The sequence below is a fragment of the Phreatobacter sp. AB_2022a genome (assembly GCF_026847585.1).
Classification (GTDB): domain Bacteria; phylum Pseudomonadota; class Alphaproteobacteria; order Rhizobiales; family Phreatobacteraceae; genus Phreatobacter.
Window position 1 is genome coordinate 16482 of sequence record NZ_JAPSET010000036.1, and the last position, 20428, is coordinate 36909.

The 20428-nt window shown below is 67.5% G+C and carries 1 protein-coding gene; it reads right to left on the minus strand.

Translation table 11 applies throughout. The features are described 5' to 3' along the window. Position 1 precedes the first annotated feature (1 nt). The gene (locus OZ671_RS22740; protein ID WP_268862839.1) at positions 2–20413 is read right to left on the minus strand and encodes an Ig-like domain-containing protein; all 20412 of its coding nucleotides are present in this window, start codon (positions 20411–20413) and stop codon (positions 2–4) included. Positions 20414–20428 lie beyond the last annotated feature (15 nt).

Genomic DNA, 20428 nt, shown 5'->3' on the forward strand with positions numbered 1-20428 from the left:
GCTACGGCCGCAAGGCCTCGCCCAGCGCATCGAGATCGGCATCCGGCAGGATCGGCGGTGGGACGAAGTTCTCCTGGAACAGCGGCGGCCGGCCGGCTGGCGCCGCAGCCCGGACCTCGCTCGCCTCACCCGTCTCGAGATCGATGCGGATATCGCGCTCGACGGTCCGGCCGTCGTTGAGGATGGCGACGATCTTCAGCGAGACCTCGCGACTGTCGGGGGGAATCAGCCCGAAGAACGTGTCGCGCGCCGACCGGTCGAGCCAGCCGGGCAATGGCCGGCCATTCGCCTGGAGCAGGCGATAGTCGACGATCCGCAGATCGGCCGGCAGGCCACGGGCGGCCAGATGCAGTCCGATCGTCCGGCCGTGCATGGTCGTCTCGACGACGATCTGGCCCGACCGGGGATCGCGCTCGCCCAGCCCGTCCGAAAGCGGCAAGCGCACGACGAAGCCCTGGGCAGGCTCCGGCAATCCGTCGGCGGGGATCGGCGGGATCGGCGCGAGATACCGTTCGAGCTGCGACGGCCGCGACAGGTCGCTCTTTTCTCCCGCGTCACCGATCACCGGCGCGCGACCGGCAAGGCCGTCGAGGCTGGCCAGACCATTGATTGCGGATACCACGATGCCGTCGGCGGCGAGCCCGCTGGCCAGGCCCTTGAGATCGGCGAGCTCCTGCAGCGCATCGAGCACGAAGGGCTGGGTCGCAAGGTCCGGCGCGAATGTTTCGATCGCCGGCGGCAGCACACGGTCTGACGCCGGCCCGGGGCCCGCCCGCACGTGGGTATCGGCCGGAACCACGGTGATCCGCAGCTCGGCCGTCGCAAAACCGCCGCGACCATCGGAGATCCGATAGGTGATGACGTCCTCGCCGAGATAGCCCGGCGCCGCGACATAACCGATCGTGCCGTCGGCATTGATGACGATACTGCCGTGCCGGGCGCTCGCGCCGACAATGGTCAAGGGATCGCCGTCGACATCGCTGTCATTGGCGAGCACCGGGATGATGGCGCCGCCATTCTGCGGCACGACCGCCGTGTCGCCGCGGGCGACCGGCGCATCGTTCACCGGCGTGACGGTGACGGTCACCGTATAGGTCGAGGTCGTCGTGCCATCCGAAACGGTGAAGGTGAAGCTGTCCGAGCCGTGGAAATCGGGGTTTGGCCGATAGCTGTAGGTTCCGTCCGGATTGACCGTCACCGTCCCATGGCCGGCCGGCGAGCCGAGGCCGTAGGTGACGGGATCGCCGTCCGGATCGGTCGCCGGCGGCAGGCTGCCGTTCAGCGTCGTGTCCTCGGCGACCATAACGGACATGCCGCCCGAGACCGGCGGGTCGTTCACCGGCGTCACCGTCACTACCGCGCTGGCGGTGGCAAAGCCGCCCTGCCCGTCCGACACTTGGTAGGTGATCGTGTCGGTGCCGCTGAAATCGGGCCGGGGCTGGTAGGTGATGGTGCCGTCGGCATTGATCGTCACCGTGCCATTGAGCGCCGAGGCGGAGACCACGGTCAGCGGATCACCCTCGACGTCGCTGTCATTGCCGAGCACGTCGATGACGACGGGCGTATCCTCGCGCGTCGCCGCGACATCGTCGTGTGCAACCGGCGGATCGTTCACCGGCGTCACCGTCACGGTCATCGTATAGGTGACCGTGACCGTCCCGTCGGTCACGGTATAGGTGAAGCTGTCCGTGCCGGTGAAATCCGGGTTCGGCTGATAGCTGTAGGTGCCGTCCGGATTGACCGTGACCGTGCCGTTGCTCGCCTGCGAGCCGATGTCATAGGTCAGGGGATCGCCATCGACATCGGTCGCGGCCGGCAAGGTCCCCGTCGCGACCGTATCCTCGGTCACCGTGAGGGTGCCGTCGCTGCCGACGGGCGGATCGTTCTCCGGTGTCACCGTCACGACGACATTCGCGATCGCCGTGCCCCCATGCCCATCGGAGATGCGATAGGTGATCGTGTCGGTGCCGTTGAAATTCGCGTTCGGCCGATAGGTGATGGTGCCGTCGGCATTGATCGTCACCGTGCCGTTGCCAGCGTCGGCGCTCACTACCGTCAGGCCGTCGCCGTCGATATCGCTGTCATTGTCCAGGACATGGACGATGACCGGCGTGTCTTCCGCCGTCGTCGCGGCATCGTCCTGTGCCGCCGGCGGGTCGTTTTCCGGCGTCACCGTCACCGTCACGGTATAGGTGACCGTGACCGTTCCGTCATCAACGGTATAGGTGAAGCTGTCGGTGCCGGTGAAATCGGCATCGGGCCGATAGCTGTAGGTGCCGTCGGGATTAACCGTCGCCGTGCCGTGGCTCGCCCCCGTGCCGAGGCCATAGGTCAGGGCATCGCCGTCGATGTCGGTGGCGACCGGCAAGGTGCCGGACGACACCGTATCTTCGGGCAGGGTGATCGCGGTGTCGCGACCGACCGGTGCGTCGTTCTCCGGCGTCACGGTGACCGGAACGATCAGCACCAGCGTGCCGCCATTGCCGTCGCTGACCGTCACCGAGAAGCTGTCCGGCCCATGATAGTCCGGGTTCGGCGCATAGACATAGGTGCCGTCGGAATTGAACGAAATGGTGCCGTGGGCCGGCGGCGTCGTCAGCGCGTAGGTGAGCGTGTCGCCGTCCACATCCTCGGCGACGATGGCACCCGAGGCGGTGCTGTCTTCCGCCAAGGTCAGCGACGGCGGCACGGCCGAAGCTGTCGGCGGGTCGTTCACCGCGGCGAAGACGAGGGTCATCGTATCGGTGTCGGACTTCGGACCACCATCGCCGGCGGAGCCGAGATCGTCCGTCGTCATGGTCAGCGTCACCGAGGCATGGCTGTTGGCGACGGGCGTATAGACCGGCGGCGAAGCCGCGAGATAGGCGTTGATCGCGTCGAGCGTTCCCTCGAACACCACCGTGCCGCCGGGGCTGCCGGGACCTCCCGACAGGAAGGTGATGCCGGCGCCAGCCGCCATCGTCAGCGTGCCGACCGGCACGCTCAGCGTCACCCGCACCGGCGCGCTGCCGGCATCGGGATCGAAGATGGAGAGGCCGGTGATCGGCAGGTCGACATCCTCGGTGCCGCTGAGCGAAGCCGGCAAGGTATTGACGGGGGCATCGTTCACCGGCGTCACCGTGCCGGACACGGTTGCCGTCGCGGCCGCCACGCCGTCGCTGATCGTATAGGTGAAGGATGGCGTACCCGAATAATCGGTCGCAGCCGTGAAGATCAGCGATCCGTCGCCGTTGAGCGTCACCGTGCCGCCGGTGACCGTCACCGTCTGGCCGACAGCAATGGCCTGGCCGTCGATCGCGGTGATCGTCAGCGGATCGCCCTCGACATCGCTGTCATTGGCGAGCGGCCTGATGGTGACGCTGCCCTCCTCCGGGATCGTGAAGCTGTTCGGATCGTCGACCGCGACCGGCGGGTCGTTCACCGGGGTGATGGTGATCGTCACCGTCGCCTGGGCGGTGCCGCCCTGCCCGTCCGAGACCTGATAGACGAAAGTGTCGGTGCCGGTGACATTCGCGGCCGGCATGTAGGAATAGGTGCCGTCGGAATTGAAGGTGATCGAGCCCTTGGTCGGTCCAGTGACCAGCGTGTAGGTCAGCGCATCCCCGTCAGGATCGCTGTCATTGCCGGTAACCGACCCGTTGACGAGCGTATCCTCGGCGGTGGTCACGGCATCGTTGCCGGCAACCGGCGGCGGGTTGGTGACCGTCCAGGTGAAGGTCCTGGTGACGCTGAGCCCGCCGGGATCGGTGGCCGTCACCGACACCGTATAGGCCCCGCCCGATCCGCCCTGGCTCGCATTGCTCGCCAGGGTTCCCGAGATCAGGCCGGTCGTCGGATCCATGATCAGGCCGGGCGGCAGCCCGCTGGCACTGTAGGTCAGCACGTCGCCGTCGATATCGGAGAAGACGGAGGCAGGATTGTAGTTCACCGCCTGGCCGTCGCTGCCGTTGCGCGGCGGCAACGGTCCCGCGGTCGGCGCATCGTTGACGCCCAGGACCGTCACGCTGACAGTCGCCACGGCAAAGCCGCCGCGACCATCGGAGATCTGATAGTCGACGCTGGTGACGCGGCTTTCCCCCGGCCGCAGATTAGCGAAGCTGGCATCGGGAATGAAGCCGTAGCTGCCATCCGCCTGGATGACGAAGAAGCCACCGGCACTGCCGGCCACCGGATTGCCGACGCCGCGAACCGGCGTGCCGACGCCGACGCCGACCACCGTCAGCCCATCGCCGTCGGCGTCGCCATCATTGCCGGTGACGACGCCGGTAACCGGCGTGCCCGCCGTCGTGGTCGCCGTGTCGTTGTTCGCCACCGGCCCGTCGTTGAGCCCCGTCACGGTCACGGTCAGCGTCGCTGTCGCGGTGCCGCCCTTGCCGTCCGAAACAGTATAGGTGACGCTCGTCAGCCGCTGCTCGCCGGGCTTGAGATCCCGGAACGCCGTTCCCGGATCGAAGCTGTAGGTGCCGTCGGCATTGATCACGAAAGTGCCGCCGGTCGAACCGGCCGTCGCCACGCCGACCCCTCCGCCGGCAACCGCGCTGACGACGAGCGGATCGCCGTCGGGGTCGCTGTCATTGGCCAGCACGCTCACGCCCGAAACCGAGATCGGCGTGTTCTGGTTGGTGGTCGCGGCGTCCGCCGTCGCGACGGGATCGTCGTTGACCGGCGTCACGGTCACCGTCACGGTTACCGTCGTCGTGCCGCCCGCACCATCGGACACCGTCACCTGGAACGTATCGGTGCCGTTGAAATTCGGTGCCGGCTGATAGGTGTAGGAGCCGTCGGCGGCGAGCGTCACGGTGCCGTGCGCAGGCTGGGCGTCGAGACTGTAGCTCAGCGGCGCACCCTCGGGATCACGCGCGCTGATCGCGCCCGACACCGCGGTATCTTCCGGCGTCGTATGGCTGTTATTACCCGCGACCGGCGCGTCGTTGACGCCGGTCACGGTGATGGTGAGCGTCGCGCCGGCGGTGCCGCCCTGCCCGTCGGAAATCGTATAGGTCACGCTGGTCGTGCGGGTCGCCCCGGCCGCCAAATCGTCGAAATCGGCGCCCGGATCGAAACTGTAGCTGCCATCGGCATTGATCCGGAACGCGCCGCCGGCCGACCCGGCGACGACGGCACCGACGCCTCCGGCGCTGCCCGAGACCGAAACCACCTGCAGCGGATCGCCGTCGGGATCACTGTCATTGTCGAGAACGCGGCCCGTGACCGGCGTGTTCTCGCCCGTCGTCGCCGCGTCGTCGACGGCGGTCGGTCCGGGATTGGTCACCGTGATGGTGAAGGTCTGGGTCGCCGTCAGCCCGGTCGTGTCGGTTGCCGTCACCACCACCTGGTAGCTGCCGCCGCCGACCTGCGAAGCCGAGCGGTCGACCGTGCCGGAAATCGTGCCGTCCGCCGCCATGGTCAGGCCAGCCGGCAGGCCGGTGGCACTGAAGGTCAGGCTGTCGCCGGCATCGGGATCGGAGAAGGCCTGGGCAACGCCGATGGCGACGCCGCCCTGGCCATCCGTCAGCGCCTGGTTCGGCAAGGGACCCGCCACCGGCGCGTCCGGCACCGGCACGACGGTGATGTGGACCGTATAGGTCACGCTCGCCGTGCCATCGCTCACCGTGTAGGTGAAACTGTCCGGGCCAGCATAGTTGGCCGTCGGCGTGTAGACATAGGTGCCGTCGGTGTTGATCGTGACGCTGCCATGGGCGGGAGGCGCGCCGGCGGCATAGGTCAGCGCATCGCCGTCGATATCGGTCGCCTGCGGCAGCCGGCCGTCGAAGGCCGCGTCCTCGTTGGTGGTGATCTCCGCATCCGCCCCCACCGGCGGATCATTGAGCCCGGTCACGGTCACGCTCAGCGTGGCGGTGGCAAAGCCGCCCTTGCCGTCGGAAACCTCGTAGGTGACGCTGGTCACCCGCTGCTCGCCGGCCTTGAGAGTGTCGAAGGCCGTGCCCGGATCGAAGCTGTAGCTGCCGTCGGCGTTGATGACGAAGCTGCCGCCCATGCTGCCCGCGACGGCGCTGCCGACATTGCCGGCGAGCCCGCCGACCGCGCTGACGGTCAAGCTGTCGCCCTCCGCGTCGCCGTCATTGCCGAGCACGCCGGGTGCCGCGCCGGCAATCGGGCTGTTCTCGGTCGTCGTCGCCATATCTCCCACGGCGACAGGCGCATCGTTGACAGGCACCACGGTGATGACGGAGACGGCGGTGGCGGCAAGGCCGGTGCTGTCGGTCACGGTGAAGGCGAGCGTGCGGTCGCCGGCCGTCGGATTGTCGCTGCGGTTCTCGTAGCGCAGCGACTGGATCAGCGCATCGAGGGCCGCGGCCGGCATCGGCGCGCCCGTCCCAGCGGCATTCTGGAAATGCAGCGCCGAGGCGCCGTCATAGGTGAAGGCGAAGGTGACGCCGCCGAAGGTGACCGTGCCGCTCGCGGCCGTGCCCCTGACGATGTCGGTGCCGCCATTGAGATGGATGACTTCGGCGGCACCGTCGGCCGCCGTTCCCAGCGCCACGTCGAGCGCGACGATATCGTTTTCCGGGTCGGCCGCCGCGACCGAGGCGTCGGCCAGCGGCACCGGCGCGCCGCCCTCGGTGAAGGTCGTCGCATGACCCGTGCCCGGCGTATTGGCATCAAGGTCGAGTGTCGGCGGGTCGGCCACCGGCGTCACCGTCAGGTTGACCTCGGCCGTCGCCGTGCCGCCCTGGCCGTCGGAGATCGTGTAGCTAAAGCTCACCGTGCCGTTGAAATTCGTGGCCGGCATGAAGGTCAGCCGGCCGTCGGCCCCACGCGTGACCGTGCCGGCGCCGCTCGCCAGCACCACCCCGACGCCGGTCGTGACAGCCTGGCCGTCGATCATGGTGACGGTCAGTGCATCGCTATCCGCCTCGCCGCCGGTGCCACCGTCGCGATCGTTGTCGCGGACGTCGAAGACCACTGCCGTGTCTTCGGCGGTGACGACCGTGTCGTCGGTCGCGACCGGCGGCTGGTTGGTCACCGTGAAGGTGAAGCTGGCGGTGGCCGGCGTGCTGCCCGGCTTGCCGTCGCTCGCCGTCACCACGACCGTATAGACGCCGCCGGTGCCACCCTGGCTCGCATCGGCCGTCAGCCGGCCGGTGATCCGGCCGGTATCGGCATCATAGGCCAATCCCGGCGGCAGGCCGCTGATCGTGAAGGTCAGACGATCGCCGTCGATGTCGCTGAACGAGCCGGCAATGCCGAGGTCGACCGTGGTGCCGTCGGACTGGGCGTGGTTCGGGATCGTTCCGGCCACGGGTGGATCGTTGACCGGCGTGACCGTCACATTGACAGTCGCTTCGCTGGTGCCACCGTTGGTGTCGCCCATCGTATATTTGAACGAGACGACGCCGTTGTAGTTGGCGTTCGGCGTGAACAGCAGCTTGTGCCGGCCATTGTCGTCGACCAGGGTGACGCGGCCATTGGCGACGTCGACGCTGGCGCCGACCGTCAGCGCCGTGCCGTCGACGCTGAGGACGACCGCGGGATCGCCGTCGGCATCGGTATCATTGCCGAGAACGTCGATGAGGATGGGCTGGTCCTCGGGCGTCGTCGCGGTATCCGCATTCGCCACCGGCACGACATTGAGGATCGTATAGGTGAACCGGACCGGCTGGGATTCTCCACCGGTCTTGCCGTCGCTCGCGATGACGGTGATCTCGTAGACGCCGTTGAGCCCCGGGCCGCGCTGGCTCGCATCCGCCGCCAGGCGGCCGGAAATGACGCCGGTACTGGCATTGTAGCTCAGCCCCGGCGGCAGGCCGGTCACCGTGTAGGTGAGCGGATCGCCTTCCGGGTCGATGAAATTGCCGCTGATGTCGAGATTGATGACGTCGCCGTCGTGGCGGGTCGCATCGGGGATCGGCGTCGTTGCCGGCGGGTCGTTGACCACGGCGACGTCGACGGTGACGATCGCGGTGGCGAAGCCGCCCTGCCCGTCGCTGATCCGGTAGGTGATCGTGTCCGTGCCGTTATAGTTGAGGTTCGGCGTGTAGGTCAGCGTGCCGTCGGCATTGATCACGACGGTGCCGTTCGCCGCGCTCGCGGAGACGACGGTGAGCGTATCGCTGTCGGGCGCGCCGTCGCTGTCATTGCCGAGAACGGCGATGGTGACGGGCGTGTCCTCGTCGGTCGAGGCGGTGTCGTTCCCGGCGACCGGTGGCGGATTGGTGATGGTGAAGGTCTGCGTCGCCGTCACGCTGAGGCCGTGCGCGTCCGTCGCCCTGAAGGTGAGCGTGTAGACGCCGCCGGTGCCGCCCTGGCTGGCATCGGCGGTGAGCCGGCCCGACACCGTGCCGGTCGCCGGGTCGAAGGAGAGGCCCGGCGGCAGGCTGCCGACAACCGCATAGGTCAACGTCGCATCGTCGACATCGGAGAAGAATTCGGCAACGCCATAGCTGACGGTGGCACCATCGGTGCCATGTTGCGGCGGCAGCGTGCCGGCCGGCTGGCCGGGCACGGGATCGACGATCGGCGCATCATTGGCACCGGTGACCGTGATCGTCAGCGTCGCCGTGTCGCTGTTGGCGCCATTGGCGTCTCGGACGAGATACATGATCGTCGTGACACGCGTCTCGCCGGCCTGCAGGTCGTCGAAGGCGCCGGCCGGATCGAACGTATAGGTTCCGTCCGAGGCGATCGTGAAGGTGCCGCCGGTCGAACCGGTCAGCGTAACCGTCGCGCCGGCCGCGACGTCGACGCCGCCGGCACGGATCACGCGGATCGGGTCCCCATCCGGGTCGCTGTCATTGGTGAGAATATTGCCCCTGATCTGAGGCCCATCCTCCGACACGTCATCCACGTCGTCATGCGCGGTCGGCGGCGGATTGGTGAAGCTCCAGGCGAAGGTCTGGCTGACCGTGCCGCCATGGCCGTCGCTCGCCGTCACCGTGATCGTATAGACACCGTCGCCGCGCGGCCCACTGACGCTCGCATCCATCGGCACACGGCCGTCGACCGTGTTGAGCGAGACGATGCCGGTCGCCGGATCATAGCTCAGAAAGGTCGGCAGGCCCGATATCGCATAGGTCAGCGTGTCATGGTCGGCATCGGTGAAGAAGGGCTTCACGTCGAGCGAGATGCCGGCTTCGCCGTCGCTGTCGATCTTGTCGGAGATCTGGGAGGCGACCGGCGGATCGTTGACCGCCACCACGGTGACGATCACCTGCGCCGTCGAGAAGCCGCCATTGCCGTCGGAGATCCGGTAGCTGATGACGTCGGTGCCGTTGAAATTTGGATTGGGCGTATAGGTGATCGTGCCGTCGGGCTGGAACGTGACGGTGCCGTTGCCGGCGGTCGCGCCGATCAGCTGCAGCGGGTCGCCGTCCGGGTCGCTGTCGGCGCCGGCGCCGCCGACCCCGCCGGTCGTACCGGCGCCGGTCAGCACGTTGAAGCTCGCCGGCACATCCTCGTTGGTCGTGACCGCGTCGTCATGGGCTGATGGCGCGGGATTGGTGACCCGGATCTGGAAGGTCTGGGTGGCCGTGAGCCCTCCGGCATCCCTCGCCGTGACGGTGACCGCATAGATGCCATCGCCGTTCGGACCGCCCTGGCTCGCATTGCGGTCGATCGTACCGGTGATGCGGCCGGCGGCGTCGACCGTCAGGCCCGCCGGCAAGCCGGTCACGGTGTAGCTGAGCGCCTCGCGATCGGGATCGCTGAAGGAATCGGAGAGATCATAGGTGAAGGCCTGGCTGTCCTGGCGATCCTGGTCGGGGATCGGCTTGCCGACCGGTGCATCGTTGACCGGCGTGACCGTGATGGTCACCAGCGCCGTGTCGACGCCGGAATTGCCGTCGTCGATCGTATAGGTGAAGCTCTCCTGGCCGTTATAGTTGGCGTTCGGCGTGAACCGCAGCATTTCCACGCCGTTGACGACGACGAGCCCGACGGTGCCGTTGGCGGTCGAGACCGTGGGTCCCCCGACCGTCAGGATGACGTTGTTGACGCGGATGACCACCGCGGGATCGCCATCGGGGTCGTTGTCATTGGCAAGGATCGGGATGTCGACCGGCGTATCCTCCGCCGTCGTGGCGAAGTCGTCATTGGCGACCGGCGGCTGGTTGACGATCGTATAGGTGAAGGTCGCCGTCGCGCTCGCGCCCTGGCTGTCGGTGGCGGTGACGCTGACCATATAGGCGGTGAGCCCGGTCGGGCCGGAAGCGCCGGACGCGATGGTGCCGCTGATCAGGCCGGTCGCGGGATCGATGGTCAGGCCCGGCGGCAGGCCGGTCGCCGAATAGGTCAGTTGCGCATCGTCGACATCGGTGAAGAAGGCGCCGGCCGCGAGCGAAGCGGTGGTGCCGTCCTTGCCTTCGTGGTCACCGATCGTGCCGGCGACGGGGCCGTCGTTCACCGGCGTGATCGTCAGATTGACCACGGCATTGGCCGTGCCGCCCTGCCCGTCCGACAGCGTATAGGTGAAGCTCGGCGTGCCGTTATAGTCGGCGCTGGGCGAGAAGGTCAGCGTGCCATCGGGGTTCAGGGTTACCCGGCCGCCTGTCACGGCGACGGAGCTGCCGATCGTGATCGCCGTTCCGTTGATCGCAGTGACCGAGAGCTCATCGTTGTCCGCCTCGCCCGCCGGTCCGCCGTCGCGGTCGTTGCTGCGCACGTCGAAGGTGACGGGCGTATCCTCCGCCGTCGTCACCGCGTCGTTGACCGCGATCGGCGGCGGGTTGGTGACCGTGAAGGTAAAGGTCTGGGTGACCGACAGGCTGCCGTCGGACGCCGTGATGGCGACGGTATAGACGCCGCCCGTGCCGCCCTGGCTCGCATCCGCCGTCAGCCGCCCGGAAATGACGCCGGTCGTGGCATCGATCGTCAGGCCCGGCGGCAGGGTAGCGCCGGCCGAGAAGGTCAGAGGCGTGCCTTCGGCATCGCTGAAATAGCCCGAAATGCTGAAATTCTCGAGCGCGCCGTCCGCCCCCGTCCGATCGGGGATCGGCGTTGCCGTCGGCGCGTCGTTGACCGGTGTCACCGTCACCGACACGTAATATTCGTTGCTGCCGCCGTGGCCGTCGCTGACGATGAAGCTGAATGTGTCGGGGCCGTTGTAATCGGCCGCCGGCATATAGGTATAGGTGCCATCGGCATTGATCGTCACCGTCCCATGCGCCGGGGCGGTCGTGCCCGCGGCATAGGTCACTGTGTCGTTGTCGACATCCGTCGCCGCTGGCAGCCGGCCGGAGAACAGCGTGTCCTCGGCCGTGGTCAGGCTGCCGTCGGAGGCGACGGGCGGATCGTTGACCGGGGTCACGGTGCCGCGAACGGTCGCCTCGGCCGTGGCCGTGCCGTCCGAGACCGTATAGGTGAAGGTCGGCGCGCCATTGTAGTTCGCCGCGGGCGTGAACTGCAGGCGGCCGTCGGCCAGCAGCGTCACGACGCCGCCGGCGACGTTGACCGGCACGCCGACCGATACGGCCTCGCCGTTGATCGCGGTGACAGTGAGGCCGTCGCCGTCGATATCGCTGTCATTGCTCCTGACGTCGAAGATGACCGGCGTATCTTCCGGCGTGGTGAAGCTGTCATCGACCGCCACCGGCGGATCGTTGACCGCCGTCACGGTTCCGTCCACCCGCGCGGTGGCCGTCGCGGTTCCGTCGGAGATCGTGTAGTCGAAGGCCAGCGCGCCGTTGAAGTTGGCCGTGGGCGTGAAGCGCAGCGTGCCGTCGGGCAGGAGCGTGACGACGCCGCCGGCGACCGCGATCGAGCCGTTGACCGCGATATTGGCACCGTTGATCTGCGTCACCGTCAGCGCATCGCCGTCGATGTCGCTGTCGTTCCAGCGGACGTCGATGATGACGGGCGTGTCTTCGGAGGTCGTGAAGGCGTCGTTGACCGCGACCGGCGCATCGTTGACGGGCGTCACCGTGCCGCGAACCGTCGCCTCGGCCGCCGTCGTACCGTCGGACACCGTATAGGTGAAGACCAGCGACCCGTTGAAATTGGCGGTGGGCGTGAAGGTCAGCCGGCCATCGGCGCCGAGCGTCACCGTGCCCCCGGCCACGGCGGCCGGCGTGCCCACCGTGATTGCCGTCCCGTTGATGGCGGTGACGGTCAGCGCATTGCCGTCGGCGTCGCGGTCGTTGATCCGAGGGTCGAAGGTCACGGCCGTATCCTCGACCGTCGTGAAACTGTCGTCGACGGCGACGGGGGCGTCGTTCTCCCCGGTCACGGTCACGGTCACGGTGGCCGTCGAGACGCCGCCGGCGCCGTCGGAAATCGTATAGGTCACACTTGTCGTGCGGGTCGCACCGGCAGCGAGGTCGTCGAAATCCGTACCCGGCACGAAGTGGAAACTGCCGTTCGGATCGATCGTGAAGGTGCCTCCCGCCGTACCGCGAACGGCTGCGCCGACCCCGGCCGCCGACCCGTTCACCGCGCTGACGGTCAGCGTATCGCCGTCGACGTCGCTGTCCGCTCCGTTGCCGTTGTCGGCGAGCACGGAACCGGTGATCGCCGCATTCTCGGTGGTCGCAACGGAGTCGTTGCGCGCCACCGGTGCGTCGTTGACCGGCGTCACCGTGCCGTTGACGGTCGCGACGGCCGTCGCCGCGCCGTCCGACAGGGTATAGGTGAAGGACAGCGGGCCGTTGAAATTGGCCGTCGGCGTGAAGGTCAGCCGGCCGTCGGCGTTGAGCGTCACAGTGCCGTTGGCGACCGCCACCGTCTGGCCGACCGAGATGGCCGTTCCGTTGATCGCCACCACCGTCAGCGTGCCGCCGTCGACATCACGGTCGTTCGCCCGCACGTCGAACGTCGCCGGCGTATCTTCGGCCGTCGTGAACGTGTCGTTGACCGCGACCGGCGGATCGTTCTCGCCGGCAACCGTCACGGTGACGGTCGCCGTCGCCGTGCCGCCCTCGCCGTCCGAGATCGTATAGGTGATGCTGGTCGTGCGGGTGGCCCCGGCCGCCAGGTTGTCGAAGTCGGTTCCGGGCTGGAAGGTGTAGCTGCCGTCGGCATTGATGACGAAGGTGCCGCCGCCGGTGCCGGCGACCGCCGTGCCGACGCCGGCCGCCGCGCCGCCGACCGCCGAGACGCGGATCGTATCGCCGTCGGGATCGGTGTCGGCGCCGCCGCCATTGTCGGCGAAGACCGAGCCGGAGACCGGGGCGTTCTCGGTGGTCGCCACCGTGTCGTCATGCGCCACCGGCGCCGGATTGCGCACGGTCCAGGCGAAGGTGCGGGTCGTGGTGAGGCCGCCGGCATCGGTGGCGGTGATCGTCACCGAATAGACCCCGCCGGGAGCCCCCTGGCTGGCGCTGTGGTCGAGCCGGCCGGAAATGACGCCGGCCGCGTTCATGGTCAGCCCCGCCGGCAGGCCGGAGGCCGAGAAGGTCATGGTGTCGCCCGCATCCGGATCGGAGAAGCGGCCCGAAATGTCGAAAGGCGTTATCGTCTGGCCGTCATCGGAGACCTGGGCCGGAATCGGCGTCGAGACCGGCGGATCGTTGACTGGCGTCACCGTGATGTCGAGCGTCGAGGCGGCGGTCGCCGTCCCATCCGAGACGACATAGATCACCTGCGGCACGGTTCCGTTGAAATTGGCGGCCGGCTGATAGGTGTAGGAGCCGTCGGCTCGAAGCGTCAGCGAGCCCCAGGCCCCGCTCGCCGTCTGGCCGGCCGTGTAGGTCGTTCCCGCCACCGTGAAGCTCGTGACGGAGAGCGGATCGCCGTCGATGTCGCTGGCATGGCTCAGCACGCCGCCAGCGGCATTGACGACGAGCGCCGTGTCCTCGGCGGTCGTGTTGGTCGCCGGGTTTGCCACCGGCGCATCGTTGACCGGCGTCACCGTGACGGTGATCCGATATTCGACCGTCGCGATGCCATCGGTCACCGTATAGGTGAAGCTGTCGGTGCCGTTGTAGTTCGCCGCCGGCCGATAGGCATAGGTGCCGTCGGCATTGATGGTCACCGTGCCATGGGCCGGCGCGGTTGCGCCGGCGCCATAGGTCAGGGGCTGGTTGTCGACATCGGTCGCGACCGGCAGCCGCCCGTTGAACAGCGTGTCTTCCGCCGTCGTCAGGCTGCCGTCGGAACCGATGGGCGGGTCGTTGACGGCCGTCACCGTGATGATCCGCGTGTCGGTATCGCTGAGCGGTCCGCCGCTGCCGGTATTGCCGCCGTCATTGCTGACGATGGTCAGGACGACCGACCCGTTGAAGTCGGCCGTCGGCGAAAAGATCGGTGCCGAGCTTCCGGCAAGGTAGGCGTTGATGTCGCCGAGCGTGCCGGACAGGGTGATCGAGGCCGTGCCGGAGCCGGCGACCGTCACTCCGCCGCCGGATGTCGCCTGCAGCACGCCGCCTGCATCGACCGACAGGGTCACGGTGACGATGCCGCCATTGGCGTCGACATCGGCAACGGAAATGCCGTTCAGCACCTTCGGCGTGTCCTCGTTGGTCTGGTACGAGGCCGGCGCCGTATTGACCGGCGCATCGTTCACCGCGGTCACATTGAAGGTGATCGTATTGGGGGTCGGATCGGTATCGACGCCGCCATTGGCGGTGCCGCCATTGTCGCGCACCTGGAAGGTGAACGAGGCGAGGCCCGTCCCGTTGCTGTTCAGGACCGGAACCCAGGTCAGGTTGCCGATATTGGCGGCCGAGATCACCGCCGTGACCGCAGTGCCTGACAGATACAGCGTACCGCCGGTCGGCAGTGTGGTGATGACGACGGCGGACAATGTATTGGGCGGCGCATCGTTCGGGTCGGAGAAGCCGAAATCGGCGGCACTGAACGTGTAGGCCGTATCCTCGTTGGTCGTGATGGTCTTGTCGGTGCCCGCCGGAGCATCGTTCACCGAATTGACGGTGACGCTGACCGTCGCGGTTTCGGTGACGCCGCCCGATGTCACCGTATAGGTGAAGCTCACCGCGCCGTTATAGCCGGCCGCCGGCGTGAAGGTCAGCGTGCCGTCGGCATTGAGTCGCACCGTGCCGTTGGCGACCGCGACGGTGCCGCCGGCCGCGATGGCAGCGCCGTTGATCGCGGTGATCGTCCGGCCCGGATTTTCGAACGTGTCGTTGGCGAGCGGCGCGAAGGTGAGCGCCGTATCCTCGTTGGTGGCGACGGAATCGTTCGTGATGTCGGCCACCGCGCTGACCGCGATCGAAACCGTGCCGCTCGCCGTCGCCGTCCCGTCGCTGGTCGCGATGCCGATGGAGGCCGTGCCGTTGAAATCGGCCGTCGGCACATAGGTGAGGCCGGCGAGCGCGGCGTTGATCTGGGCGGCTGTCCCCGAAATGGTGATCGTGGCCGTGCCGCTGCCGGAGATCGCGGCTCCGCCGCCGAGCGTGACGGTCGCAGTACCGCCCGTCACCGTCAGGGTCGTCGTGAGAATGTCGCCGTCGACGTCGCCGACCGTCACGCCCGCGATCGCCCGCGACACGTCCTCGCTCGTGCTTTGCGCGCCTGGCAGGATCTGGGTCGGCGCATCGTTCACGGGAACGACGGTGACATTGACCGTCGCGGTCTCGGTGACGCCGCCCGAGGTCACCGTATAGGTGAAGCTCACCGCGCCGTTGTAGTTCGCCGCCGGGGTGAAGGTCAGCGTCCCGCCAGCGTTGAGCGTCACCGAACCGCCCGTGACCGCCACGGAACCGCCCGCCGTGATCGCCGCGCCGTTGATCGCCGTGATCACGTGGCCGGGATTCTCGAAGCTGTCATTGGCGTTGACGTTGATGACGACCGGCGTGTCCTCGTTGGTCGTGGCCGTGTCGTTGGCGATATCGGCGACTGCCGTGACGGTTATCGTGCTCGTATCGGTGTCGGTGAGCGTGCCGCCCGCGCCGCTGTTGCCGCCGTCGCTGGTGGTCATGGTCAGCTGGACCGTGCCGTTGAAATCGGCAACCGGCGTGTAGGTCGGCCTCGACGCGCCGGCGAGGAACGTGTTGATGGCGGCAAGCGTGCCGGTCAACGTGAGGGTTCCGGTACCCGAGCCTGCGATGGTTACTCCACCGCCGGTGCTGGCGGCGAGCGCACCCGAGGCAACCGACAGCGTGACCGTCATGGTGCCGCCGCCGACATCGACGTCGGCGATCGACAGGCCCGTTAGCGGCAGCGTGCCGTCCTCGCCGATCGTGAACGTGCCGGGCAGCGTGTTGACCGGCGCATCGTTGACCGCATTGACCGTGACGCTGACGGTCGCGGTTTCGGTGACGCCGCCCGAGGTCACCGTATAGGTGAAACTCGTCGCGCCATTGGTGTTCGGAGTCGGCGTGAAGGTCAGCGTGCCGTCGGCATTGAGCATCACGGAACCGCCGGCCACCGCGACCGAATTGCCGACCGTGATCGCCGTGCCGTTGATCGCCGTGATCGCGTGGCCGGGATTCTCGAAGCTGTCATTGGCGTTGACGTTGATGACGACCGGCGTGTCCTCGTTGGTCGTGGCGGTGTCGTCGGCGATATCGACGACAGGCGTGACGGTGATCGTGCTCGTATCACTGTCGGTGAGCGCCCCGCCGGTGCCGCTATTGCCGCCGTCGCTGGTGGTCATGGTCAGCTGGACCGTGCCGTTGAAGTCGGCCACCGGCACATAGTTCGGGCGCGAAGCCCCGGCCAAAAAGGTATTGATGGCGGCGAGCGTGCCGGTCAGCGTCAGCGTGCCGGTACCCGAGCCCGCGATGGTCACCCCGCCTCCGGTCGTGGCCGTCAGCGAACCGGAAGCCACCGACAGCGTCACCGTCATGGTGCCGCTGCCGGCATCGACATCGGCGACCGACAGGCCGGTCAGGGACAGCGTGCCGTCCTCGCCGATCGTGAACGTGCCGGGCAGCGTGTTGACCGGCGCGTCGTTCACCGCGTTGACCGTGACATTGACCGTCGCAGTCTCGGTGACCCCGCCCGAACTCACCGTATAGGTGAAACTCGCCAGCCCATTGTAGTTTGCGGTGGGCGTGAAGGTCAGCGTGCCGTCGGCATTGAGCCTCACCGAGCCATTCACGACGGTCACCGAACCGCCGACGGCAATCGCGGTGCCGTTGATCGCGGTGATTGCATGGCTGGCATTTTCGAAGCTGTCATTGGCATCGACATTGATCGTGACGGCCACGTCTTCGTTGGTCGTCGCCGTGTCATTGGCGATATCGGCGACCGGCGTGACCGTGATCGTGCTGGCGTCGCTGTCGGTCAGCGTCCCGCCGGTACCGCTATTACCGCCGTCGCTGGTGGTCATGGTCAGCTGGACCGTGCCGTTGAAGTCGGCAACCGGCGTGTAGCTCGGACGCGAAGCCCCAGCGAGGAAGGTGTTGATGTTGGCGAGCGTGCCGGTCAGCGTCAGCGTGCCGGTGCCCGAGCCCACGACATTTACTCCGCCGCCGGTCGTGGCGGTGAGCGAGCCGGACGCGACGGACAGCGTCACCGTCATCGTGCCGCCGCCAGCATCCGGGTCGGCGACCGACAGCCCCGTAAGGGGCAGCGTGCCGTCCTCGCCGATCGTGAAGGTGCCGGGCAGCGTGTTGACCGGCGCATCGTTGACAGCGATGACGTTGATCGTCGCGACCGCCGTGTTGGAATTGACCGTCCCGTCATTGACCGTCACGTTGATGGTCCGCGGGGTCGTCGACGGATTGTCCGACGTCGAGGAGAAACGCACGGCCGCGATCGCAGCCGCGTAGTCGGCCGGCGTCGCGTTGCCCGCCAGCGTCAGTGTAAATGTCGCGGCATTGTAGCTTGCGGTGATGCCTGCCGGCAGGCCTGCCGCGCTGAGCACGTCGCCAGCCACGCCATTCGTGATGACGATCGTTGCGGAAGCAATCGCGCCGTCCGCATCCAAAACAGCCGCGTCGATGTCCGAGATCCCGACGGGGGTGCCGTTCTCCGTGTAGGTCGCCGTCCAGCCCGTTGCTTCCGGACCGAGATAGACACGATCGATCTGAACGTCCCGCGCATCGCCGAGCGTCGTCGACGTGTCCCAGGTGAGACCGATCTTGTAGGTCCCCGTCGCGAGTTCGCTGATGAAGCTCGATTGGAACTGTTGCCACGTATTGACGGCAAGGGTGGTCGCGCCGGAGGCTCCGGTGCCGCCCGTCGTGTAGGTGCCGGGAATGGTCATGACGACGTTGTTGGCGGCGTCCATGATCACCCAGGAAAAATTGGCGGCGGCCGGCTGCGAGGTCGACAGCATTCTCACGTCGAACGAAAAATTGTACTGCAGCCCTTGCGTCAGCGTGACGGCCGTCGTGTTCTGCAGCAGCACTTTCCCTGTGCCGATCGCACCATCCGTATCGGTGAAGATCTGAACGCCGCTGCCCGTGCTTGCACCGAAGGGGCCTGTCGTGAGCGGAGAATTTGCCGCGGCGGGATAGGTTATCGGACCTGAAACGCCGGAGGCCTGCGCCGAGGTCCATCCGGTGCCGGCGTTCTCAAAGCCGCCGTTGGTAATGCCGTTGGCCGAAGCAGGCGTCGTCGGACCATCGAGGTCGACATTCGGCAGGCTGTTGATCGCTGCAACGTTGATCGTGGTCGTCGCAACATTGGAATCTTGAGCCCCATCATTGACCTTCACGGTGATGGTGCGCGGCGTCGTCGACGGATTGACCGAAGTCGACTCGAAATGGATGGTCTCGATCGTGTCCGCATAGACGGCTTTCGTCGCCGATCCCGTCAGCGTGATGGTGATGTTCGTGCCGTTGTCGACGACCGTGTAGGTCAGGCCATTGATCGCGCCGGTCGATCCGTTCGACAGAATCGTTCCGGTGGCACCACCGATCCGGAAGCGGTCTCCCGCCTGCTCGTTGGTCAGGACGATGGTGGCCGAGGCCATGTTCGTGCTGTCGGGATCGTTGATCTGCGATGCCGCATCGGCGATCGCGACCGGCGTCCCGCCTTCCGTATAAGCCGCCGCGTAGTTTGTCGGCACGACCTGGACGTTGTCGACGATCAGGCCCGAGCCGTCGGTGGGCGACGAAAGGCCGCCCGACGAGCCATTCGATTGAATGCCGATCGTGGTCGAGGTCGATGTCGCCGTGAACGTGACGGAGTAGGTCTGCCAGGTCGAGCCGGTCGTGAAGTTCAGAACCGACGCGCCATTGACCAGGAGGATGCCCCGGTCTGCTGTGTTGCCCGAGCGCGTGACCGCCAGAACCGAATAGGTATAGGTCTGGCCGACGACCGTCGTGATCGTCTGCGATATGGTCGTCGCGTTGAAGGCGCCTTCGACCTCCGCCACGCGCGAACCGAAGCCGCTCGACGGAACGCCGTAGGTCGACGGCGGATTGGTCTCGAGCGCCCCGACATTGCTCGTCCAGTTCGTCGTCGTCTCGAATGACGGGTTCGCAACCAGATTGCCGGAATTCAGCGTGATGGACGGCGGCAGAAGCAGATGGTCCCAGGCCGCTTGTGCGGCTTGAGAAATCGCGACGGCGCTCTCGATCGTTCCGGTCCGGTATTCGAGCGCCCAGTCCCCGCCGAGGCTGGCCGCGCCCGTCATGTCCTCCGACGCGGCGACATCAGCCCCGGTCAGGACCGCCAGCGTATCGACGAGCGCTTCGCCGCTCGCCCCGCTCCCGACCTTGCAGCCATAGATGAGAATGTCCCCGTCCCGCGACAGCGAGCTGCCTATCTCGGACAATACCGCGGAGAACTGGGCGATATTGGCGTTGGTATACGTCGCGTCGCCGAGCCGAAACTCGGCGACGTCGCCGTGCGAGATGATCTGGATGCTGGCGACGTTGCTATAGCCCCGCACGGTTTCGGCGATCTGCTGCAGTCCGTCGCGGTTGGCGTCGATTTCGACGATGATGGCGCCCGGCGCGATACCGGCAGTCAAAGTCGCCTTGTCCGAAACACCGGCGTCGATGAACACGATGACCGCACCGGTCCCCGGCCCGCTGTCGGCCGGGTGCTCCCGCTGGCCGGTCAGCATGTCCATTCCCGGAGCCTGCACGGCGACGGCCTCGCGTGCACTCCGCTCGCCCGGCATCGGATCCCGCTGTATCCGATGAGAGTCGTGGTCGTTGCGCAGCGAGAGCGCCGCGGCGCCATTCGCGCCCTGCGCCGCACCGCTGGCCTCGGGATCGCTCCCCTGCGGCGCGCCCTGGCCGGCGGCTTCGGCGAGCGGTGTCGGCGCCCTTTCCTGATGCGCATTGGCCGCGACCGGCTGGCCGGCATGCCGCCCAGCATCGGAGCCCGCGTTCTGGCCCTGCCCGCCATGATCAGCTGCCGCAGGCAATCCATGCGGCTGGCCGGCGGCCTCCGCCGCCGCGCCGGCAACCGCCCCGCCGGCTCCTGGTTCGGCCGCGGCCTGGCCATGCGCCTCGGTATGAGGCGCGGCGCCGTCGAACACCATGCGCGGCTCGAGCAGCCGATAGCCGAGCGGGCTCCTGAGCGTGACGGTGCGCGCCGCCTTGCCCGCCTTCCTGGAGGACGATGAACCTGCAACCGGTAGCCTCGTCGACATCGATCAATCCGCCTG